We start from the raw sequence: 23,355 nt of genomic DNA, 5'->3' as shown, positions 1-23,355 counted from the left end.
AAGGCTGCTAATGAGTCACTGGATGAACAGTCACTACGGCAGCTTAGACAAGGTAGTTATCTCCGAAAAAATGAAATGTTGTATAAGAGAAGCGGTAGTAGTAACTGAAAATCAGCTACATTTCAGCTACTCATTTCAGGCTTCTTGTTTTATTTAAGTGTTTGATTAATAGATGTTTGATGTTTGTATAAAGCTATTTTTTTCTACATTATGTATAGGTGAATTGCTGTTAGCTGTAAAGTCCTGCTTCTTTGTAAGTGAGTACTTCTATAGCTCATTCTGTCACGAAGGGTTCTAGAGATAGAAATCCAGAGAAGTAAAACCAAACAAACCACAAGTAAGACATGAGTATAAAAACAGCAGCAAAACGTGTTAGCCTATCCCGCAGATTGATGCGCGGTTTGTGCACCTTACTCCTTATCTGTACATGCTTCATTCCGTTGCATGCACAGGTTATCACCTCTCCAGATAAAAACCTGACGCTAACTTTTGAGTTGGCTCAGAACGGAGCACCAACCTATCAGCTAAGCTATAAAAAGAAGCCGGTCATAAAGCCGAGTAGGTTAGGCTTGGAAACAAACGATGCTGGTTCGTTTATGGAAGGCTTTACCGTAACCAATACAGAACAAGCCTCAGTAAATGATACCTGGCAACCTGTTTGGGGCGAGCAGAGCACCATCCGCAATAACTACAATGAGCTGCTGGTTACCCTTACACAGCAAGAGCAGCAGAATCGTACCATTCGCATCCGCTTTCGCTTGTTCAACGACGGCCTGGGCTTCCGCTATGAATTCCCGAGGCAGCAGAACCTGAACTACTTTGTTATCAGGGAGGAAAACACAGAGTTTAACCTGACTGGTGACCACAAAACTTTCTGGATTCCGGGAGACTATGACACGAATGAGTATGCGATTACAACTTCTAAATTGTCAGAGGTACCGCAATTGATGGAGAAAGCTACCATTGAGGTGCACGCACAGCATCCTATTGATACCCTGGCGGTACAGACGCCTTTGATGATGAAGTCTGCTGATGGCCTGTACATCAACATCCACGAGGCGGCACTGGTAAATTACCCGGCCATGCACCTTAACCTGGATCCCAAGGGCTTCAGATTAAGCTCCCACCTCACACCTGACGCGGTGGGCAACAAGGGCTATATGCAGACGGACACCAAAACGCCCTGGCGCACGATTGTCGTGAGCGACAAGGCCACTGAGATTCTTGCCTCTAAACTTATCCTGAACCTGAACGAGCCTACGGCTTATGAAGACGTGTCGTGGATAAAGCCGGTTAAATACATTGGCGTATGGTGGGAGTATTTTGTGGCAGGTAAAAGCACCTGGGCCTATGGTACCGAAACCAACGTAAAACTGGGCGACGACTTCAGCAAACTGACGCCGAGCGGGCGCCATGGTGCCACCAACGAAAATGTAAAAAAGCACATCGACTTTGCCGCAGCGCATGGCTTTGATGCGGTGCTGGTAGAAGGCTGGAATGTTGGCTGGGAAGACTGGTTCGGCAACTGGAAAGAAGATGTCTTCGATTTCATCACGCCTTATCCTGACTTTGATGTAAGAGAGCTTTACAAGTACGCTTTGTCAAAAGGAGTACGGATTATGATGCACCATGAAACCTCCGGGGCTGCTACCAATTATGAGCGTCGCCTGCACCAGGCTTTTCAGTTTATGAAGGACAATGGGTATAACTCTGTGAAGACAGGGTATGTAGGCAAAATCATACCGCGTGGTGAGCACCACGACGGGCAGTGGATGGTGAATCACTACATTTATGTGGCGAAAACGGCAGCAGATTATAAAATCATGGTCAATAGCCATGAAGCGGTTCGTCCTACCGGTTTGCACCGTACGTTCCCGAACTGGCTGGCGCAGGAATCTGCCCGCGGTACCGAGTTCGAGGCCATGGGCGGCCTGGCACCCGAGCATGCCACCATTCTTCCTTTCACCCGCCTGATGGGTGGCCCAATGGACTATACGCCAGGCGTGCTGCAGACAGACCTTTCTTACTACGGAACGGGCAACCAGCGTGTGAACACGACCCTGGTAAAGCAGCTGGCCTATTATGTGACCATGTACAGCCCCCTGCAAATGGCTGCTGATTTGCCGGAGAACTACCTGCGCTTTCCGGATGCCTTCCAATTTATCAAAGATGTGGCGCTGGATTGGGATGATACTTATGTGCAGGAAGCGGAGCCAGGCGACTATGTAACCATCGCCCGCAAAGCCAAAGGCAAAAACGAATGGTATGTGGGCGGCATTACAGACGAGAACCCGCGCACCGCTGTTATTCCTTTCAACTATCTTCCGCAGGGCAAAACGTATGTGGCTACCATTTATGCAGATGGTAAAGATGCGAGCTGGAATAAAAATGCGCAGAGCTATACTGTTCGCAAAGTGCTTATTACTTCTAAAAGCAGGCTGAGACAAGCATTAGCTGCAGGAGGTGGTGTAGCCATCAGCATCAAAGAGGCAAGCAGCGAAGACAGGAGAAACCTGAAGAAGCTATAACAGCTTGAAGTATAACAACAGGAGAGGGTGAAGGACTGAGGTCTTTCACCCTCTTTTCGTTTAGAACTGAATCAGGAGTTTCTGTATACAGTCACCACTCTCATGCTACTAAGCGCGTTTTTTCTTAATTTAAGGGGATGTTACGAACCATGTTAAAAATCACCCTGCTCATATTATGCACCTTTGTGCATACGCTGGCACTGTCCCAATCTGTATCCGGAAAACTTGCTGCTGCCTTTAAAACTTTCCAGGAGGACCCGCAGCTACGCAATGGTATCGCCTCTCTTTATGTGCTGGATGCTAAAACCGGCAAAGTAGTTTATGAGCAAAACGGGTTGCTCGGTATGGCACCGGCCTCCACTCTGAAAGTGGTAACCAGTGCAAGTGCCTATGAACTGCTGGGCGATGGCTTCCAGTATAAAACAAGTTTTGCCCTTCACAAAACAGGGGAGGAGGCTTCTCTTTTGATTGCACCTTCCGGAGACCCGACTTTCGGAAGCTGGCGCTGGCGGACCACCCAAGAAGATGTTGTGCTGAAGGGAATAACACAAGCTATTCAGAAGCAGGGTATCAAATCCATCAGTTCAGTAATAGTAGACAACGAGGCGTGGGATGAAGAAACCATCCCGGATGGCTGGATGTGGCAGGACATCGGGAATTACTACGGGGCGGGACCTGCCAAATTAAACTGGCGCGAAAACCAGTATGATGTGCTCCTGAAGTCCGGAAGCAAAATAGGCGACCCAGTGACGATTGTGGCCATGGTACCCGAAATAAAAGGCTATACCCTGCGCTCGGAACTTACTTCTGCGGCGGCAGGAACCGGCGACAATGCCTACATCTATTTCCCGCTGAATGCCTCCGCCGGCGTTATCAGAGGAACGATACCCGTTAACGAAAACAGGTTTAAAATATCGGGGGCAATACCTGCTGCTTCCGAACATTTTGTGAGCATGTTGCAGCAAACCTTAGCCGGAACAGGAGTTAAAAGCCCAGGCAGGAGCCTGGCGAATAGCAGCATCGTGCCACAGGCAAAATATGCTACGTTTTACACTGTCACATCACCTCCCCTGGACAGCATCATCTACTGGTTTAACAGGAAGAGCGTGAACCTATATGGTGAGGCCCTGGTGAAAACGATTGCAGCTAAAAGTGGTGGCGCTGGTTCTACCGACAGAGGGGTTGACCTTATCCAGAGGTACTGGAAGCAACAGGGGATTCCCGATACGGAGCTGAACATTGTGGATGGCTCCGGGCTTTCGCCGCAAAACCGCGTGACCACGCATGCACAGGTGAGCATTCTGCAGCATGCCAGAAAGCAGCCTTGGTTCGATGGGTTCTATGCTTCGCTGCCACTATACAATGGCATGAAAATGAAAAGCGGTACCATACGGGGGGTAAAAGGATACTGTGGTTACCACAAAGCGAAAGACGGAAATGAATATGTCTTTGCCTTTCTTGTTAATAATTACAACGGCTCCTCAGGCGCGCTTGTAAAAAAGATGTACCAGGTGCTGGATGTGCTGAAATAAAACGATACTAGGATACTTCTTTGGTTTGATCTTTTAAAAGATAATATAATTATTTATAGATTAAAATAATATATTCAAATTATTTTTTTGCTCATATTATGTCATAAGTGAGGAGTTACACAATAGAACGACCTTATAAATTTCTTCTATGTAGTAATAAGAAATATTGATTTGGTGTACTGGTGAGATAGTCGTATGTTTGTACATTAAGTTTGTTTTCATAGCTTGGAAAGGCACTCTACTTTGTAGGGTGCTTTTTTATTTTCAGCCCTTCTGTATAGCAAAGCGGCCGGGACAATTTTTAAAGCACCGGCGCCAGTTTTAACCACAGCCACTCGTTAACCCCTTGTATTGTAACTGGCATTCCACTCTGAAGAGAGAAAGCAGGTGCCGCCTACCTCTGTGTCCATTTCAAAAATATTACAATAGTTTCTGCTGCTCTCTTTTTAACGCAGGCCTGCTTTACAGGATGCACTAAAACAGCCAGGGTTATAGCCAGGGGCATGGCAGGCGGTAAAGATTGTTGTATTAGGACAGAAAGGGTTATCTTCGCTCAACTGATGGGAAGGAATAAACGAAGAGAGAAACGTTTACTTAAACAGGGAAGGGATGCAATGTCAACGAAGTTTGGAGTACTGACAATTCACGGAATGGGCAATCAGCGGCCGGATTATGCAAATGCCCTGCAAAAGAATCTCTACAAACAGCTCAGGGAGGAAACCATCGCAGATATCAGCTTTAAGTCTATCTGGTACCATAGTGATTTCCAGGTGCACCAGGACAAGGTTTGGGAGCACATGGTGCAGAGCGGAAACCCGCTGGATCAGCAAAGGCTGCGGAAATTCTTTCTCAACTTCCTGAGCGATGCCGCCACCTCTGAGTTCAGGCCGGGGGAAGAAGACAGCTCCTATAAGAGGATACAGCGCATCATCCTGCGGCAGATAAACGCGCTGCGTGTAGAGCTTGAAGACCAGGATTGCCCGATCATCATCATCGCTCACTCCTTAGGTTGCCAGATCATCTCCAATTATATATGGGATGCCCAGCAAAGGAAGGGCATTTGGGAAAAAAATGAGCCGACAGAATTTCAGAAGCTGGGAACAACCAGGCTGCTGCTCACCTCGGGGTGTAACATTCCGCTTTTTGTCTCTGGTCTGGAGAAAATTGTTGCCATCGATAAACCAAACGACTTGTTTGAATGGCATAATTTCTATGACCGGGACGATATCTTAGGCTGGCCTTTGAAGCCACTGAGTAAAGGCTTCCCCAATGCCTATGACAGCATCGTGACGCAGGACCGGGAGATAAACACAGGCTGGACTCCCTTCAGCCATTCAGACTACTGGGAGGACAAGGATTTCATAAACCCGGTGGCACAACTTATACATGCCGTACATGATAGCCTGCGAAGTGGTACAAATACAGGAGGTTCTGTGTAACGTGTCAAGTAATAAGTCAAAGGTAAAACTGTATCATCAGGAGTAATAAGCAACATCTTACCTTCCGGTACTTCACCTTGCAGCATATCAAAAAAACAGCCTTAGCTAAACGATAAGTTACCTTCTGTGAGCAGCGCCTCATACTGGGCCCTGTTAAATTTGTAGAGGTATGGGGCTTTATGCGCACCACCCTTTCGCCGGGCTTCCAGGCGCTCTACTATTCCCAGTCCCATGATTTTCCTGTGGAAGTTACGCGGGTCCAGCGTCCTGCCCAATATTGTTTCATAAAGTCGCTGTAACTCAGGCATGGTAAATTGCTCTGGCAGCAGGTTATAGCCAATAGGCTGCCAGCTTAGCTGCATGCGTAGCGCCCGCAGGGCGGTATTGATTATATGGTTGTGGTCGAACAGCAGCTGGGGAATCTCCTTTATGTCCCACCACTGGCATTCTTCTGTAAAAATATCCGGTGTAGGATTTACTTTAGAATAATCTACCAACGCATAATAACCTACCGACACTGCCCGATCATACCATTTCTCAGGGTCCACCACGTGCTTCAGCTTATTTTTTATTTCTTCCCGGTCATAGCGAACCACCTCGCCAAAGACATGAAACTGCTGCAGGAACAATTGTTCTAAACCAGTCCTTTCCTTCAGGATACGATAAGCAGCCGCATCCACAGATTCGTTTTTTCGGACTGGTCCGCCAGGCAAGCTCCATTCTTGGGTGCCTTTCCAGCGTAGCAGGAGCACCCGCAACTGGTCTTCATGAAAACCCAGAATGATGCAGTCCAGCGTAAGCTGTGGTAGCAAGGGCGATTGGTTTCCATCTGTTTGCGTAACAGGAGTTTCTTTGTCAGGCATAAGGTAAAATGTTATATATGTTATTTTGACATAATGAAAACATTTTATATCATTATGTCAAAATAACATAAAGCTGAGTCATTTCACAAACTAATATATATTTATGATGCGTCCCCTCAGAATGCTTTTAATATGGATGTTGCTAGGTGTTCAGCTAGCTCCGGTGGCTTATGCCCAGGCAAAGAAGACAGCTGCAAGCCAGGGTAAGCAGTCTGCTCCCCAGGTAAGAACAGTGAATGGTATTGTGGAAGGAACCACAGAGCAGAGCGGAATACGTGTTTTCAAAGGCGTGCCTTTTGCTGCGCCGCCTGTAGGCGAACTGCGATGGCGGGAACCACAGCCGGTGCAGAACTGGAAGGGCGTGCGTCAGGCCAAGCAGTTCGGGCCACGGGCTATGCAACAGGCCGTATTCGGCGACATGGGCTTTCGTTCTAACGGCATGAGCGAGGATGCCCTTTACCTGAACGTCTGGACACCCGCCAAATCAGGGAAAGAGCGGCTGCCGGTGCTGGTGTACTTCTACGGCGGCGGCTTTGTGGCCGGTGATGGCTCAGAGGCCCGTTACGACGGCGAGAGCATGGCGAAGAAAGGCATTGTGGCTGTTACTGTGAATTACAGACTTGGCGTATTTGGCTTCTTCGCTCATCCGGAACTAACAAAAGAGTCGCAGCACAACTCATCCGGCAACTACGGTTATATGGACCAGAACGCAGCCCTGCGTTGGGTGCAGCAGAATATTGCTGCTTTCGGTGGCGACCCATCCAAAGTAACCATCGCGGGTGAGTCGGCGGGCTCCATCTCTGTGAGTGCACAGATGGCCTCTCCTTTATCGAAAGGGTTGATAGCAAGAGCAATTGGCGAGAGCGGTGCATTAGTCAACTCAAGCCTTGATCCTGTTCCGCTTGCTAAGGCAGAGGAAAACGGGATGAAGTTTGCCAGCAGCATTGGGGCAAACTCTTTGGCAGAACTTCGTGCCATGCCGGCAGAGCAGCTTTTGGAGGCTGCAGGTAAACTGGGAATGGGATACTTTGTCTCAACCATCGATGGGTATTTCTTCCCGAAATCACCTGCCGCCATTTATGCGGCCGGAGAGCAGGCGAAGGTACCACTGCTGGCTGGCTGGAACTCAGAAGAGATGAACTATATGTTCCTACTGGGGCAGGAACAGCCTACTGTCGCCAACTTTGAACAGGCCGCGCGCAGGCTTTATGGCGAAAAAGCTGACGAGGTGTTGCAAGCGTACAAAGCAACCACAGACGAAGAAGCCTTACAGGCTGCCACTGACCTGGCGGGCGACCGCTTTATTGCCTACAGCACCTGGAAGTGGATGGACCTGCACAGCCAGACATCCGGAAAGCCAGTGTACCGGTACCTGTTTTCCCGCCCTCGCCCACCTATGACAGCTGAAATGGGCAACGCTTCCTCTGGACTCGCCGGGGGAGTAGTGAAAGAGGAAGATCCAAACGCCTTTAAAATGCCTCCTGCCCGCGGCGCTGTGCATGCCGCAGAAATAGAGTATGCCATGGGTAACCTGGATTACAATAAAGTGTATGCCTGGACGCCGGAAGATTATCAGGTGTCGGAGGTGATGCAGAACTACTTTGCCAACTTTATTAAAACCGGAAATCCGAATGGGAAAGGCCTGCCAACCTGGCCAACTGCCAACAACCCTGAAAAGGTGCAGGTAATGCACATAGATGTGAAAACCGCAGCCAGACCGGAGCAGAACCGGAGCCGTTATATTATATTGGACAAGCTTCAGGCAAAATAGGTAAGCTTCTTAAAGACTGTTAATATGATCATTAACTCTTTTCGTTTCTGTCTGCTCGTTTGCCTTTCGTGCCTGAGCTTTGTGTCCTTCGGAGCCAAAGTAGATTCTCTGGATATACCGAGCGCTGCCATGCAAAAGACCTATCGGGCGGCGGTGGTATTGCCGGATAGTTATGCCAGGAGCAAAGCCGCTTACCCGGTGTTGTACCTGTTGCACGGCGGTGGCGGGCAGTTCAGCGACTGGCTTAAACAGACACCCGACAAGCAACTGCTGCACAAACTAGCCGACCAGTACAACCTGATTATTGTGACGCCGGAGGGGGAGCGACTCGGTGGCTACCTCGATAGCAAAGTGCAGAAAGACAACCTGTTTGAAACCTATATCACCAAAGAGGTAGTGGAGAAGATTGATAACTCCTACCGGACCATTCGCGACCGGAAAGGGCGCGTTATCACAGGTTTAAGCATGGGAGGGCATGGCGCTTTTTACCTGGCAACACGCCACCCGGAACTTTATTGTGCCGCCGGTAGTATGAGCGGGGCCTTGGATCTGAACATCGGCACCTGGCGTATACCTCCTGAGTTTGCAAAACAGATAACGCCGGGCTTTGAGCGCATCCTGGGCCCTGCCGGTGCCTCTCCTGACCCGTATGCCGCCAATTCGGTGGTGAACATGACGGACCAGATGAAGGCAAACGATGTGAAGTTGATTTTCGATTGTGGCGTAGACGACTTCCTCATAGAACCCAACCGGGAACTGCACCGGCGTTTGGTTTATAAAGGGGTACCGCATGATTACACTGAGCGCCCCGGTGGCCACACCTGGGACTACTGGGAAAACTCATTGGGCTACCACATGCTGTTCTTCGATAAAATTTTAAAGGCAAATGGTGCTGTTGCCATGAGCAGGAAATAAACATTTTTGCCGTTCCATATATAAAAAAGGCTGCCAAAATTGGCAGCCTTTTTTATATATGGCTGGTTTCGCACACGTTGCTATTCCGGCATAGTAGTGGCCTGACTGGCGAAGGAAATACAACTCAGAGTGTGTGGGTGCAAACGGCTAAGCTGTTCTACTGCCTTGGGTGTAGGCCTGGAGGTGGAACGCGGTTTGTGATAAAATGCTGGTAATAAGCGAGCAGAAGAAATCTGCCTTCATTCCTACTTGAAAAGTAAGGCAAATCTGGTGGCATTTTTTGTCCTACTCCGGAAGTACTGTTAAATTTACCTTGGGTATTGCCTTGCCGGAATAGCTGCTCGGAAGTACGTCCTTTCATCTGATTATAGTAGAACAGCATGTTTATAGCGTTAAGTGTATTTGAGGTTGCCAATGATATGGCTGAGGAGGTGAAGCAGGCTTTTGTAAAAAGGCCCCACCTGGTAGACAATGCAGCCGGCTTCTTGGAAATGAAAGTACTGTCGCCGCAGGACAATGGCAGCGAAATCTGGGTGATGACCTGCTGGGAGGATGACAGCAGCTACAAGGTTTGGTACAAGGAACACATGAAGGAGGCACACCAGGACATCCCCAAGGGGCTAAAACTCGTGCCCGGAAGCACCAAAGTACGGTTCTTCGACCAGGTAACGAAATAACAGCCTGTATCTGCGGCAGAACCAAACAAAAAGCCAGTTAGGCATATTACTCTCTAGCAAACGGCTTTGAAAGCCTGGCAGGAACCACCAAAATAAAACATGGAAAAAAAAGCGGCACCCATCAATGTTACCATCGACAAGAACTACGACTCAGAGTTCTGCGGAAGTATTCCCCTGCACCTGGTCAACCTGATACAGCCGCACGGCCTGCTGCTGGTCGTAGATAAACCGGATTTGCGTATTGTGCAGGCTAGCGCCAATGCTGCGTCTTTTCTGGGAATACCGGTTGATGAATTGCTGGAGCAGCCTATTTCTGCCTATCTGCCGGCCGGGCAGTATGCCGATATCCAGGCGAAAATTGCCAACCACGACAGCCAGACCAAGATTCCCTTAACGCTTATCCTTACGGTGCAGGACACTCCCCGGCCATTCATTCACTGCACTGGTGCACCCGCGGGAAGAATATGTGCTCATTGAGTTGGAAGAGAATATATCAGCATCAGGTGAGCAGTCTTTCCTGGGGCTTTACCAGCAGATTAAGTACATTACTTCTTTACTCAAACAGGCTGGCGACACTGCGGAAGTAGCACAGCTGGCGGCTGATGAAATAAAGAAGTTTACGCGCTTTGACCGTGTGCTGGTGTACCAGTTCGACGAACAGTGGAACGGCATTGTGATTGGACAGGCCAGAGAAGCAGACATGGCTGATTACATGGATCTCCGCTTTCCTGCTTCTGATGTTCCCAAGCAGGCCAGGGATTTATACTTTAGCAACCCTTACCGGCTTATTCCTACCCGTGATTATGTGCCGGTGCGCCTCATTCCGGTAATCAACCCGCTGACACAACGTTTTACCGATCTGAGCGACAGTAACCTGCGCAGCGTAGCAGGCGTGCACTTGGAGTACCTGGCAAACCTGAACATCATGGCCTCCATGTCGCTGCCCCTTATCATTGATAACAAGCTGTGGGGACTTGTCTCCTGCCACCACAAGTCACCGAAAAATCCCAGCTACGAACTCCGATCGGCCATGGAACTGCTTTCCGGTATTGTGTCTGCGCAGATTGCCTCAAAGGAAAGGGAGAAAACCATTATGCTGCAGGCGCAGCTACGGGGCGTACATGCTCGGCTGCTGGAGCAGCTGTATACCGTCCCTGACTTTGCGGATGGCCTGCTGACGGGTGCCACTAACCTGCAGGAGCTGCTAAACCTCACAGGTGTGGCGGTTCTGTTTGAAGGTAGCATCCGGACGAGCGGAAGCACCCCCGGCAACCAGGAGCTAAAAGAGCTGGCAGCCTGGCTCCGCCGGAATAAGAAAGACGGCGTGTTCGCTACAGACACCCTGCCTAAGCAATACGTGCAAAGTAAAAACTACAAGGACCAGGCCAGTGGACTGATCGCGCTGCCCATCAATGCCGAACAGGGCGAGTATATTTTAGGGTTCCGGCCAGAAGTGATACAAACTGTAAACTGGGGCGGAAACCCCAACAATGCTATCCAACTGGAGCCGGATGGCAAAACTTATCACCCCCGAAATTCTTTTGCCACGTATCAGGAAACGGTGAAGTATACCTCGCTGCCCTGGCTGGCTGAGGAAACTGACGCCGCGGAGGCACTGAGAAGCGCTGTGCTGGAAAAAATTATTAAAGAGAGATCAAATTAACATGCCCAGTTCTGGCTTTCCACAGCCAGTGTTTTATGATTGACATGAATACACAAGCGCCTGCCCGAGTTGAACCAGCCCGCCCCGCAGATCATTATCTGGTGGGTATTGGTGCTTCCGCGGGTGGTTTACAGGCCATTCATCAGCTGTTTGACCATTTCCCGAGCAACTCGAGTTTTTCTTTTGTTATTATTCAGCACCTGTCGCCGGACCACAAGAGCCTGATGGCAGAGCTGCTCTCGAAGCATACGCAGATGCAGGTGCAGGAGGCGGAGGATGGGATGCTCACCAGGCCGAACTGTGTTTATGTGTTGCCCAGTGGCAAGCAACTGACGCTGGAAAAAGGCCGTCTTCGGCTAACAGATAAAATGCGGGACCGGGAGCCAAACTTTGCCATTGATGTTTTCTTTGAGTCTATGGCGAAAGACTTGGGCCGCTATGCCATTGGGGTGGTTTTGTCGGGCACAGGATCTGATGGAACAAAAGGCGGCAAAGCCATCAAAGACGCAGGAGGCATGGTGGTGGTACAGGACCCCAAATCCGCCAAGTTTGATGGCATGCCCCGAAGCGCCATCGATGCCGGTTTTGCAGACTATGTACTGTCGCCGGAGCGTATGCCGGAAGAGATAATTGGTTATACCCGCAAAGTGCCACTAGCGCAGGCGCTTGCGAAGAGCCAGGAAGGGGGAGACGATAATGCGGTATTACAGGAAATACTGGACCTGATCTGTACCCACACACAAACTGATTTCTCTAATTATAAACAGCCGACAATCAGGCGGAGGCTCCAGAAGCGTATGGACGCACTGCAGGTGAAAAACCTGCGCGGTTACCTCAATTACCTGCATGAGAATCCCGCAGAGATCACCCATATCTGCCAGGACTTTTTTATCGGTGTTACCCGTTTTTTTCGCGACCCTGAGGCTTTCGAGATGCTGAAGCAGGACGTCATCCCGAAAATAATTGAAAGTAAGCCGGAGGGTGAGGTTGTTAAAGTATGGGTAACGGCCTGCAGCACAGGGGAGGAGGTGTATTCCATGGCCATACTCTTTAAAGAATGCTTTGAGGAGATAGGAAGAGAGCCCCTTGTAAAGTTCTTTGCCACAGACATCGACAAGCGCGCCATTACGCAGGCTTCCAAGGGCTCTTACCCGGCCTCTATAGAGAAAGATGTTTCTGCAGAGAGGCTGCAGCGCTTTTTCCACCAGCGTGGCGAGCGGTTTGTTGTAAATGAGGAGATTCGGAAACTGGTGGTGTTTGCCCAGCATGACCTGCAGAAAGACCCGCCTTTTGGCCGGATAGATCTGATTAGTTGCCGGAACATGCTCATTTACCTTAATCCGGACCTGCAGAAGAAAGTACTTTCCCTGTTCCCCTATGCCCTGAACCAGCATGGCTACCTGCTGTTGGGGCCCAGCGAGCACATTGGGGAGCTGAAGTCCTTTTTTTCAGAGGAAAACCGAAAGTGGAAACTCTACCAGAAGATAAAGGAAAGCCGGAGCATACAGCAAAACTACGGTATCACAGATTACGCTCCTGCCTTGTCCACTGAAAGCCAGTCCACGTTTAGGGTTGCTCAGCTAAACCGCTATAGCGACTCTTTTATGGATGCCGTAGCCGAGGACTTTAAAGTAACAGGGCTTTATGTGGATGAAAACTACCAGCTGCTGCACGGCATTGGGGACATCAGTCGCTTCCTGAAATTCCCTAACAAGCGGTTGCATTTCAACCTCCTGAAAATGGTGCCCGAAGAGCTGGCAGTAACCTTCAGTGTGGGAATACGGAAGGCCCTGAAGCAGAACAGGAAAGTACACGCACGGCAGGTGGCCGTAAAAAACGGCAAGAAAGAGTGGTTTGTGAATGTCTCGATCAAACTCATTGATGCCGATAAAAACCAACCCAGGGTCATTCTGATTCTGCTGCAGGAAATAGGGCAGGCCAGCCAGTTGCAGAAGACCACTGATTTGTCCATGGTATCGGACTCTGACTATTACCAGCAGCTCGCTGCTCTGGAGATGGAACTGAAGGAAGCACGGGAAGGGCTGCATTTAACAGTGCAGGATCTAAGTACCTCCAACGAAGAGCTGCAGTCCAGCAACGAGGAGCTGATGTCCTCTAACGAAGAACTGCAAAGCTCCAACGAGGAGATGCAGTCGCTGAACGAGGAGCTGCATACAGTCAACACAGAGCACCAGCTAAAGATAAAAGAGCTGCAGGAGCTGAACGAAGACTTGGATAACTATATCCGGAGCTCTAACATCGGGCAGCTCTTTCTCGATAATCACCTCGTGATCCGCAAGTTTACACCCTCTATAAAAGAGCTGATCAACATCATTGACAGTGACCTGGGGCGGCCTATCCATCACCTGTCGCATAACCTGAAGTCTGCCGGTTTACTTGAGAGCATACAGCAGGTGAATAACACCTCCACAGAGGTAGAGCAGGAGGTAGAAACCAACCAGGGCAAATGCTACCTCATGCGCATCATTCCGTACCTGAAGCACAATGGCAATAGAGATGGCGTAGTTCTCAGCTTTGTGGACGTAACGACACTGAAGGAACTCAGCAATGTGGTGCAGGGGGTACTTAACAGTTCCCTGAACAACATCATGGCTTTCCGGGCTGTGCGCAACGAGCAGCAAGTAATAACAGACTTTACCTGGAGCCTGCTGAACAGAAAGGCAGAAGAACTGGTAGGCAAGACCAATGTCCAGCTAGTAAACAGCAGTGTATCAACTGTGCTGCCGTTTCTGAAAAAGAGCGGCCTGTTTAAAAAGTATGTGAGCGTGGTGGAAACCGGCCAGCCGCTGCACATTGAACAGCAATTGGAGGTGAACCACAATCATAAAGCATGGTACGAGATAGCCGCTGTGAAAATGGGGGATGGGTTAACCATTACAATGGCCGACATCACGGAGAAGAAAACTATTGAAGAAAAGGTTTTACTTGCTTACGAAGAAATCAAAAAGGCAGAGGAAGACCTGATCAGGCTGAATAATGAGCTGGAGAAAAGGGTGGCGGAGCGCACGCAGGCCCTGGCGGATAGCGAGGAGCGCTTCCGGCTGGTATCGATGGCCACAAATGACGTGGTGTGGGACTGGAACCTGGTGACAAATGAGATTTGGTGGAGCGAGAACCTGCACACTATACTGGGGTATGCAACAACAGAGATGGACCCGGGTGTGCAGGGGTGGTTCGACCTGGTGCACCCCGAGGACAGGGCGCAGATGGTAAAGGGAATAAACCAGGCCGTAAATAACGGCAAGGACCAGTGGTCGGGGGAGTATCGTATTGCCAGAAAAGACGGCACTTATGCCTATGTAGCGAACCGGGCCTACATTCTGCAAAACGAGTACCAGATACCGTACCGTGTGCTGGGCTCCTTTATTGATTTATCGGACCTGAAGGCGACACAGGAAAGCCTGCAAAACACCAACGAGCACTTGCTCAAGGTAAATGCTGACCTGGATACCTTTGTGTATACGGCTTCACACGACCTGAAAGCACCGGTAGCCAACATAGAGGGGCTGCTGCTGCTGCTGGAGGAACAGATAGAGTCGTCGGACCCGCTGCCGGGCGAGCCAACCAAGCCCCTGTTCGATATGACCAAGGACTCCATCCGCAGGTTTAAGGATGTTATAAAAGACCTGACGGATATTGCCAAAGTGCAGCGCGATGTTGATGCCGAAGCAGAACTGGTGGAGCTGCAGGAGGTGTATAAAAATGTTGAAGCCAACATCCAGGAATTAGTTACACAGGCGCAGGGCCAGCTGGAGACCGATTTTGAAAAGGCAACTCATGTGAGCTTCTCCAGGAAGAACCTTTACAGTATTCTGTACAACCTCGTGACCAATGCCATCAAGTACAGTTCTCCGGACCGGCAACCCCGGGTGAGCATCAAATCAGAGCAGGGAGAGGGGCATGTAATGGTTACTGTGGCGGATAACGGTTTAGGTGTAAGCGAGGAGAATTTGGGGAAGATGTTTACGCTCTTTAAGCGCTTCCACTCGCATGTAGACGGTACGGGCATGGGGCTTTACATTGTAAAGCGCATGATGGATAACGCCGGCGGTAAAATAGAAGTGGAAAGTGAAGAAGGAAAGGGAACAACCTTCAGGCTGTATTTTAAGAATGAGTAAATATAAAAACCCCCTGTTTCCTGGCAGCATGCTGTAAGAAACAGGGGGCAGAATTCTGAATCAGGAAAAGGAGAATAGTCTATGGCTTGCTTAATCCTCCTGGCTTTTAATTCTCACCGCTGAAGTCCTTAAACGTTTTGGCTACGTTTTCATTTGTCGGTTTAGACTTGTTCTGCCAGCCAGCGTCCAGTTCCAGGGCCACCATTCCCTTCAGGCTCATAACGGTCACAAAATTATCCACATCCTTCATAAAGTCCGGGCTGCGGCGCGAAGATTTAAGGGCATATTTCCGGGCAAATATGTCGCCTTTCGTCTGCAGCTCATTTCGCTTTTCTATGATGTAGTTCAGGCGTTCTATCAGGTCTTTGGTAGAGCGGCCGATTACTTCCGTTGCTTCCAGTGTTCCGATCGTCATCACCATGGTGCCTCCTACGGCTGTTATTTTTTTGGAGGTAGTAGGCTCCTCCACTACCACAGGCGAAATACCTGTTACAGCTCCTAAAGAGGCGTTGGTAAGTGACCTGCCTTTTTTCCCTCTTTTAGCCCGGTTGTACTTCTTCTTAAGGTCCTTTTCAGCCTCCTTCAGCTGCTCCATCAGGTCCCACGCTTTTACCAGCGACGCCCGGTATTCACTGTACAGCTTTTGGTCCATTTCCTCCTCATTCACCGTGTTCCGGATAGAGAAAGTCACTGTTCGGGTATCCCGCTGGTTTGCTCTGTCCAATACAAAAAAGGTGACGTTGAACGTAAGGGAATCCTGCGGGTCCTTCACAAAGTCATAGCCCGGCTTCCAGATAAACTCATACTGGGAGGGGGTGTTCTTTACAAGCGCCGAAGCAGGGACATTGGTGTTGTCAGAAATGAAACTGAAGGAAGCGATATCGCTCTCCCCGTTCTCGTCGGTCAGCTGAAACATGATGTTGATGGTGGCATTCTCATCATACACAAACCTTTTCTGGGACGGAATCATCTGGATGCTGGGCGGCAGGTCCTGCTGGGTGGCGGCGATCTTGAAAGAACCTTTGGTGCGCGCTTTTCCCGGCTGGTCTTCTACGTAAAACTCCAGCATAAGCGGTTCCTTCTGTAGCTGCCTGAACTGGCTGGTGGAGGGCTTCCAGGTAAACTCTCCCTGTGCTGAAAGCTTGGCCCCCTGCGGCATGGCGTTGGTAACAGGCACAAACACGATAGGGTCATTGTCTTCGTCCTTTACTGCCGACGATTCGATGGTATAGGTGTTTTGGGTACTGTACCGGACATAGAACGGCTTCAGTTCGCCCACAACTGGCGGCCTGTTTACATGCTCCACTTTCAGTTCTACTACCTGGCTTACGCTTTCTCCTTTCTTGTTTTTTGCCTCAAAAAGAAGCTGCGTCGTGCGCTCATTACTCAGCCGGTCTACAAAATCGTAGCTGGGGGTCCAGGAGAAGCGGCCAAGTGAATCAAATACCATCCCTTCCTCGCGTCCCTGGTTAAGGGTGTAGGTAAAACTGCTGTCGGTACCACCTGAGGCTTTTGCTGTAAATTCAAGTTTTTGCCCTTCTTTCAGGATGTTCCAGTTCGGTTTTTCCGGAAAGTTAAGTTTCAGGGGAGAGGCTATAACGGTAGGAGCCGGTACTTCTGCCGGTTCATCCTGGGCAGATACTTTTGTGACGAAAGATAAAAATGCAGAAAAAAATAGAATGCTTTTTTTCATAAAGGAAAATAGACGTAAAATTCAGGCTTGGCGAAGACTTTAAAGTTAGTAAAGGATGATGTACTGCAAAAGAGCGCTGCCACTAATATATTCTGAACCAGCAGTAAATAAATAGCAACAGGCCAAATCAGGCTCTTCCTGAAGGAAACAGTGCCCTTACAACGAATATATTCTTTTAATATTTTTTCTTTTTGCCTTGGTTAAGGCAATGGTACAGGCAAAAACAAGCTTGAGGTGGAGAACCGGGTATTATGCCCTGGCCTCCAGCGTATGACCATTGTTGCACAGCTCGTGTGGCAGGGGAAAAGAGTGGGTTGACTTTCAGCAGCGTATATGGAAGATTCATAAAAGTCTGTATATTAAGCCTGGAACACCCGAGGCCATGATACATAAAATCTACCTGCGCAGCAGTTTTTGCCTGCTCATTCTGTCTGCCACTTTGTTTCTGTTTCAAATACCTGCCGCTGCACAGAAGATGTTGTCAAGAAAGCTGATCCAGAAAATACTGAAGCAACAACCGGACAAGTTTCAGGAGATACTGAATAATTCTGGAAAGTACCGGGTGCAGATCCTGTACACGCAGATAGACCGGGATGCTCAAAACCAGCCCCGGTTTACTTCCTACAACTATCGGCTCAACCCGCAGGAGTATTTTTACCCGGCTAGTACCGTAAAGCTGCCGGCGGCGCTGGTAGCACTGGAGAAGCTAAATGAGATGAATATACCAGGCCTGAACAAGCATACAGCTTTACAGATAGACAGTGCGTATTCCGGGCAGAGTGCCGTGAAAGCTGATAGCAGCTCAGAAAACGGGCTTCCGAGTATAGCGCATTATATCAAAAAGGTAATGCTGGTTAGTGACAATGATGCCTATAACCGCTTGTATGAGTTTATAGGGCAGCAGCAACTAAACCAGGCGTTGCACCAGAAAGGCTTTCACGATGTGCGGCTGGTGCACCGGCTGTCCATTTTCCTGCGTCCTGATGAAAATGCCCACACCAACCCTTTTACCTTTTATGCCGGAGACAAAGTACTGTACCGGCAGCCACTCCGGGAGAACCCTGAACCTGTGCCCGCCCGGTTAAAAACCGCACTGCTGGGGAAAGGCCACTACAAGGACGACAGGTTTATAAATGAGCCGATGGATTTTTCGGGCAAGAATTACATCTCCGTAGAAAATTTGCACGAAATTCTTAAAACAACACTGTTCCCGGAATCAGTGCCGGCGCAGCAGCGGTTTAATCTTACGCCTGATGACTACGCTTTTCTGTACAAGTACATGTCGATGCTGCCGCGCGAAAGCGATTATCCTGCCTACGACCCTCAGGAGTACCCTGACAGCTATGTTAAATTCCTGATGTTTGGGAATTCGAAGGAACGGATACCCGATAACATCCGGATATTTAATAAGATAGGCAATGCCTACGGTTTCATGATAGATAATGCCTACGTGGTGGACTTCGAAAATAAGGTGGAATTCCTCCTCACAGCGGTTATACTGGTAAATGAGAATGAAATCTTTAACGACGATAAGTCTGAGTACGAAGAAGTAGGTTTTCCTTTCATGAAAGACTTAGGGCAGGCTATTTACCAGCATGAGTTAAAGCGAAAAAAGAAGCACCTTCCCAACCTGGAGAAGTTCAGGATCCATGACGAGGAGGGCAAGAGCAGATAGCGTGCACCATCTCGCTGCGAGTGCTGCATGATGGCCAGTAGTTCAGCTATCCGGTACCCGTAAATCAGAACTTCAGGTAAGTCTGTTCTAGCTGCTGGGCAAACTCCTTCAGGTTATCTGCCGTCTTTTCCAGAAAATCTGCTATTTTCCCAGCCTCATCCCCAGGGGTAAACGCCTCACATTGCGTCTGTATTTTTTGTAAGGTAGCCTCAAGCTGTTGTTTTTCTTCATGCTGTAGGTCAAATAGGTTGTTTAGTTTCGCGTGTATGGAGGAAAGGTTAAATGCAATTGACTTTGGGAATGTTGTATTCAACACCAGGAAGTCAAGCGCAAGCGCTCGGGTAGCGTTCTTCTGGTACACCTGTTTAAACATGCCGTAGGCTCCCATGCTTTCCAGCAGGAGTACATACTGAAAGTTATTTTCGGGGTCGTCCTGCCCTGCATCTTCCTGTTTTGTGGTCGCACATACCTGATGCAAAAGCGTACGTGCGACCAGCAGGGTTCTTTCAAGGTAAATACCAAGTGAAAAGAGCACCCATGCTTCATTCCGGAGCATGCTGTCTAATAAGTAGCCTTTGATTTGGAAACTGTTTGATGCTATTTTCCCGGTAAAGCTATGGACACCTTCCCTGCTGATATCTTCAGCGCTATAGCTGTTCATTGCGTGATAGAAGCCGTTAATATGCTCCCACAATTCAGGAGAATAAGTATCGCGGGCGCCTCTTGCGAGTTCCCGTATCCGGTTTACATAAGCCAGGATGGAATCAGGGTTTGCTTTGTCCATGGTAATGAAAGAAAGCACCTCCTCCGCCTTTAGCTGTGCATGGGTAGAAAAGTAGTTTTCATGTTCGTCTGCCACCTGCAGTACAGCTTCCAGTACGGTTTCTTTCTGCTGCGTTACCGGTAAATCCATCAGGGACTCAAAGTGTACTTTTGTGTAAAGAGCTACATACTCTGCCCATTCCAGGTCACGTCCCATCCAGTAGACCTTTTTCCCACTTCTTGATAGCATATGTTTTTGTTTTATTGCCTGATTAAGTTGATTAAGCCTGCAGTGCCGTGTTTGCCTGCTGCTCCAGCACCCAGGTGTCTTTAGAGCCGCCACCCTGTGAGGAGTTGACAATCATGTTTCCTTCTGTCAGTGCCACTCTCGTCAGCCCCCCCTGTAGCACATGCTGCATGTCTTTACCAATCAGGGTGTAGGTGCGCAAATCCACATGGCGGGGCTCGAACCCGTTGTTTTCTTCTATGTAGGTGGCATGGTTTGAAAGGGCCATAATCGGTTGTGCTACGTACTTGCTGCGGTCTTTCGCAATCTTCTGCCTGTATTCGCTCAGTTCCTCTTTTGTGGCAGCATTGCCAATCAATATGCCTTTGCCTCCGTACGCATCCACCGGTTTGATGGCGAGTTTCTCCATATTTTCTATGACGTATTTGTAGTCGCTGTCCTCTGAACAACGGTAGGTTTTGACGTTGTTGAGGATAGGGTCTTCGCCTAAATAGTATTGTATCATGTCAGGCACATAGCTGTAGACTGCCTTGTCGTCAGCAACTCCGCAGCCCGGTGCGTTCAGCAGGGAGATAGTGCCTTTCCGGTAAGCGTTCATAATACCTGGTACCCCAAAAACTGAGTCAGCCTTAAACACCAGCGGGTCGAAGAACTCATCATCCACCCGTTTATACAGCACGTCTACACGCCGGGGCCCAGCAAGCGTTTTCATATAAACTGTATCCTGTTCCACGTACAGGTCCTTGCCCTCCACCAGCGGAACCCCCATGCTGCGGGCCATATAAGCATGCTCAAAATAAGCCGAGGCTTGCATGCCATCCGTTATCACGGCACAGCAGGGGTCGTCTACTCCGGTTGGCGCCACCGATCGCACCATGCTCAGGAAGTAGTCGGTAAAGCTGCTGACAGGTTTGATGGCGTACTTTCCGAACAGTTGCGGCAGAGTCTGCTTCATCACCTGTCGGTTCGAAAGCACGTAACTCATGCCCGAGGGGCTGCGAACGTTGTCTTCCAGGATATAGTATTTGCCGTCGCTGTGTTTAACGAGGTCTGTGCCGGAAATATGATTGTGTATACCTCCTGGCGGATTGAGGCTTTCCATTGCCCGGGTGTAGTGCACGGAGCCCATGATCAGGTCCTGTGGCACCACCCGATCTTTGAAAATATGCTTCTGATGATAAACATCATGAATAAACGCGTTGATGGCCATGTTCCGTTGGATGACTCCTTTCTCCAGCTTCTCCCACTCTTTGCCGGTGATGATCCTGGGTAAGAGATCGAAAGGAAAAACCCGTTCGCGCACTTTGCCTTCGTCAGAGGGGAGCTTAAAGGTTATCCCCTGGTGAAAGAATGAAAGGTGCGCGTGTTCATAGAGCCTGCCCAGGTCTGCTGCTGTGAATTGCCCAAAGTAATTTATCACTTCTTTGTAAGCGGGCTTAACCGTACCGTCGCCGGAACAAACCTCATCCAGGAAATCAGGGCTTACGCGGTAAGTTTCGAATAATCCGGCCTTTGTATCTGTATTGATGTGCTGCATTTCCTTTTCTTAACATCAGCACCAGGTGTCTCTAAGCAAATGATGTATACCTGGTTTTATTGCGAATTCGTTTTTGCCTTTTCAGCCGGAAACAATAAAGATGTACTTCATACAGTAGGCTTCCGGAGAAATGTATATGTGTTCAACGCATCAGCAGAGCGAGTGTTTTGCAGGATGGTTTTTGACAAGTTAGGAAGAGAGTTCTGCATCATTCCGTTGCCTTCATTCATCCGGTTAGCGCAACACATAGGAAATTGCAATAGCCTCCTGTTTAACTGGAAACAAGAAGCTGCTGGGTTAGAAATACAAATAATGCCAGGACAGTAAGAAGGTTGAGTTGCCCGTAAATGTGAAGCAGGCAAGGGAGAGTCATATCGCTGACAGGGAGGTAGCATCATCATAGAAAATACAGAAAACAAAAAGCCGCTGCAGAGGCAGCGGCTTTTTGTTTTCTTGCTAATATTTATTTGTAGCAGGGTGAGTTTTACTGGTCCCACCAAAGTGTCTCTGACAGCGCAGGGCTTTCAGGAGTGTTTGGGTTCTTGGATGCCTCTCCCTGCGGATAAGCTACCCGGCGAATAAATGTCGATAAGTCTGCATCAACAGGTAGCTCAAAGCCTTCATAAGCATAATCATACCGTCGGGCATCATTCCATGCTTCCGGGTTCAGGTAGGTGACCACGTATTTCTCCTCAAAGATACGATCGAGTGTGGGATTGGAGGCCCCTACAGCTACGGCCGGGTCAGACAGGTACTCTTCGGCGGCAGCCGGATCTACCTCCAGCAAATCCATGCTTGCCTCAATCGCTTCCAGGTAGGCCGCATAGGCTCTTTCTGTTTGTCCGGCGCGCAAAGCCGCCTCTGCTTCAATCAGCTTCACTTCAGGGTAGGAGATAAGGATCAAAGGAGACTCATCTCCTGTCAGAGGTGAGTTACGGGAAATGTAGGACTCATCTCTGACTGTGCTACTGGCTGATCCTACGTTGCCTGCACCGTTGGGGGTACCCACATATTCTCCATGAATGGTGGGGTCCGTTATCTGTTCAATACGCGGGTCAAAAACGCCGGTCGTTGTGCCTTTCAGGTGCTCCACAAACTGCTCTGACAGCCAACCGCCTAATACAAGGTTCTCGTTGTTCAGTGCAATGGCTGCCCAGGGGTTCCGTGTCTGGAATACACCCATGCCGGCATTGTCAGCATTGGAGGTATAGGCATTTTCAACAGCGCTTAGTACTGCTTCAGGGTCATAGGAAGCGGTTTCGCTCACCTTATTCAGAAACCTTGCCTTGAGTGCGTAAGCGGTTTTTATCCAATTCTCTTTGTCTCCACCGTGTATCAGGTCGCTTTCCGGATTTAACAGTACTCGTGAGTCTGTTTTGGATAACTCCGCTATAGCTTCATTGAGCAATTGTAAAGAGGTGTTGTACAGTTCCTGCTGCGAGTCGAAGCCTGGCGTAAGGGTGGTGCTAACAAAGGCTTCACTGTAGGGAGCATCTCCCCATAGGTCAGTTACCAGACTCAGGTTATAAGCCATCAGCACGTTGGCTACGCCAACATATTCACTGGCACCCTCTTCTATAGCCCTCTGCTTCATGTCATAAATGTCGGCCATGGCCAAGTACAAGGCGTCCCAGGTGCTGGTGTAATCTGTTACCTGATAGGTGTCTGTTGATCCTCCGGCGGTAGGGCCAGCCAGGTACTGTACAAAATAGGATGTTATATTCGCCACCCGCTGGCTGTTGAGGCCGGTTTTTTGCGTGGTGGTGGCCAGCATAGTGGCCAAAGGAGGATTGTTGACCAGGTTCGGATTCTCATCCAGGTCAAAATAGTCCTCGCAGCTCTGCAAGCTGAACAGTGCCCCCATCATCAGGAAGGCAAACGTATATCTGAATATTTTTTTCATATCGCTTCTGA

At 49.2% G+C, this 23,355-nt stretch carries 15 protein-coding genes; 10 read left to right on the top strand and 5 right to left on the bottom strand.

Annotated features, from left to right (window positions below; genetic code table 11):
• The first annotated feature begins 392 nt into the window (after nucleotides 1-392).
• The 3 genes from ACYVB1_RS10390 to ACYVB1_RS10380 all read left to right on the top strand — a co-directional run bounded on the left by ACYVB1_RS10390 (nucleotide 393) and on the right by ACYVB1_RS10380 (nucleotide 5,499).
• Nucleotides 393-2,528 (top strand): glycoside hydrolase family 97 protein, encoded by a 2,136-nt coding sequence (locus ACYVB1_RS10390; RefSeq protein ID WP_460923546.1) that lies wholly within the window; start codon nucleotides 393-395, stop codon nucleotides 2,526-2,528.
• A 149-nt stretch (nucleotides 2,529-2,677) separates the two neighbouring features.
• Nucleotides 2,678-4,060 (top strand): D-alanyl-D-alanine carboxypeptidase/D-alanyl-D-alanine endopeptidase, encoded by a 1,383-nt coding sequence (gene dacB / locus ACYVB1_RS10385; RefSeq protein ID WP_460923506.1) that lies wholly within the window; start codon nucleotides 2,678-2,680, stop codon nucleotides 4,058-4,060.
• Between the two features lie 614 nt (nucleotides 4,061-4,674).
• Nucleotides 4,675-5,499: a hypothetical protein gene (locus ACYVB1_RS10380; protein WP_460923505.1), complete on the top strand. Its 825-nt coding sequence runs from the start codon at nucleotides 4,675-4,677 to the stop codon at nucleotides 5,497-5,499.
• A gap of 101 nt (nucleotides 5,500-5,600) precedes the next feature.
• Here the strand turns inward: ACYVB1_RS10380 and ACYVB1_RS10375 are convergent, their stop codons facing one another.
• A complete protein-coding gene (locus ACYVB1_RS10375; RefSeq protein WP_460923504.1) occupies nucleotides 5,601-6,362 on the bottom strand; it encodes an NUDIX hydrolase in 762 nt (253 codons plus the stop codon).
• Nucleotides 6,363-6,483: 121 nt separating this feature from the next.
• Between ACYVB1_RS10375 and ACYVB1_RS10370 the strand changes: the two genes are divergently transcribed.
• From ACYVB1_RS10370 to ACYVB1_RS10345, 6 genes are all read left to right on the top strand, one after another.
• On the top strand, nucleotides 6,484-8,133 hold the full coding sequence (locus ACYVB1_RS10370) for a carboxylesterase/lipase family protein (protein WP_460923503.1): 1,650 nt from the start codon (nucleotides 6,484-6,486) through the stop codon (nucleotides 8,131-8,133).
• 24 nt (nucleotides 8,134-8,157) lie between these two features.
• Complete coding sequence (locus ACYVB1_RS10365; protein ID WP_460923502.1) at nucleotides 8,158-9,048, top strand: alpha/beta hydrolase; 891 nt, start codon at nucleotides 8,158-8,160, stop codon at nucleotides 9,046-9,048.
• A 380-nt stretch (nucleotides 9,049-9,428) separates the two neighbouring features.
• Nucleotides 9,429-9,725: an antibiotic biosynthesis monooxygenase family protein gene (locus tag ACYVB1_RS10360; RefSeq protein ID WP_460923501.1), complete on the top strand. Its 297-nt coding sequence runs from the start codon at nucleotides 9,429-9,431 to the stop codon at nucleotides 9,723-9,725.
• A 99-nt stretch (nucleotides 9,726-9,824) separates the two neighbouring features.
• Nucleotides 9,825-10,202: a hypothetical protein gene (locus tag ACYVB1_RS10355; RefSeq protein ID WP_460923500.1), complete on the top strand. Its 378-nt coding sequence runs from the start codon at nucleotides 9,825-9,827 to the stop codon at nucleotides 10,200-10,202.
• Nucleotides 10,192-11,388 carry a GAF domain-containing protein gene (locus tag ACYVB1_RS10350; RefSeq protein WP_460923499.1) on the top strand — a complete coding sequence of 399 codons (1,197 nt, stop codon included), beginning with the start codon at nucleotides 10,192-10,194 and terminating at the stop codon, nucleotides 11,386-11,388. Before ACYVB1_RS10355 ends, ACYVB1_RS10350 begins: the two co-directional genes overlap by 11 nt.
• Before the next feature lie 35 nt (nucleotides 11,389-11,423).
• Nucleotides 11,424-15,527, top strand: coding sequence for a chemotaxis protein CheB (locus ACYVB1_RS10345; protein ID WP_460923498.1), 4,104 nt, complete (start codon nucleotides 11,424-11,426; stop codon nucleotides 15,525-15,527).
• Between the two features lie 106 nt (nucleotides 15,528-15,633).
• Here the strand turns inward: ACYVB1_RS10345 and ACYVB1_RS10340 are convergent, their stop codons facing one another.
• Nucleotides 15,634-17,220, bottom strand: a complete 1,587-nt coding sequence (locus tag ACYVB1_RS10340; RefSeq protein WP_460923497.1) for a hypothetical protein — start codon at nucleotides 17,218-17,220, stop codon at nucleotides 15,634-15,636.
• A 382-nt stretch (nucleotides 17,221-17,602) separates the two neighbouring features.
• Here ACYVB1_RS10340 and ACYVB1_RS10335 point away from each other — a divergent pair, with 382 nt between their 5' ends.
• The gene (locus ACYVB1_RS10335; RefSeq protein ID WP_460923496.1) at nucleotides 17,603-18,895 is read left to right on the top strand and encodes a serine hydrolase; all 1,293 of its coding nucleotides are present in this window, start codon (nucleotides 17,603-17,605) and stop codon (nucleotides 18,893-18,895) included.
• Between the two features lie 64 nt (nucleotides 18,896-18,959).
• Here the strand turns inward: ACYVB1_RS10335 and ACYVB1_RS10330 are convergent, their stop codons facing one another.
• From ACYVB1_RS10330 to ACYVB1_RS10320, 3 genes are all read right to left on the bottom strand, one after another.
• Entirely contained in the window at nucleotides 18,960-19,907 is a 948-nt protein-coding gene (locus tag ACYVB1_RS10330) for an alpha-E domain-containing protein (protein WP_460923495.1), read from the bottom strand.
• Between the two features lie 31 nt (nucleotides 19,908-19,938).
• Complete coding sequence (locus tag ACYVB1_RS10325; RefSeq protein ID WP_460923494.1) at nucleotides 19,939-21,441, bottom strand: circularly permuted type 2 ATP-grasp protein; 1,503 nt, start codon at nucleotides 21,439-21,441, stop codon at nucleotides 19,939-19,941.
• 484 nt (nucleotides 21,442-21,925) lie between these two features.
• Complete coding sequence (locus ACYVB1_RS10320) at nucleotides 21,926-23,344, bottom strand: SusD/RagB family nutrient-binding outer membrane lipoprotein (protein ID WP_460923493.1); 1,419 nt, start codon at nucleotides 23,342-23,344, stop codon at nucleotides 21,926-21,928.
• Nucleotides 23,345-23,355 lie beyond the last annotated feature (11 nt).

Source organism: Pontibacter brevis (assembly GCF_054779655.1).
Note: the sequence above shows the minus strand (reverse complement) of the source record. Positions and strands in the feature narration are given on the sequence as shown.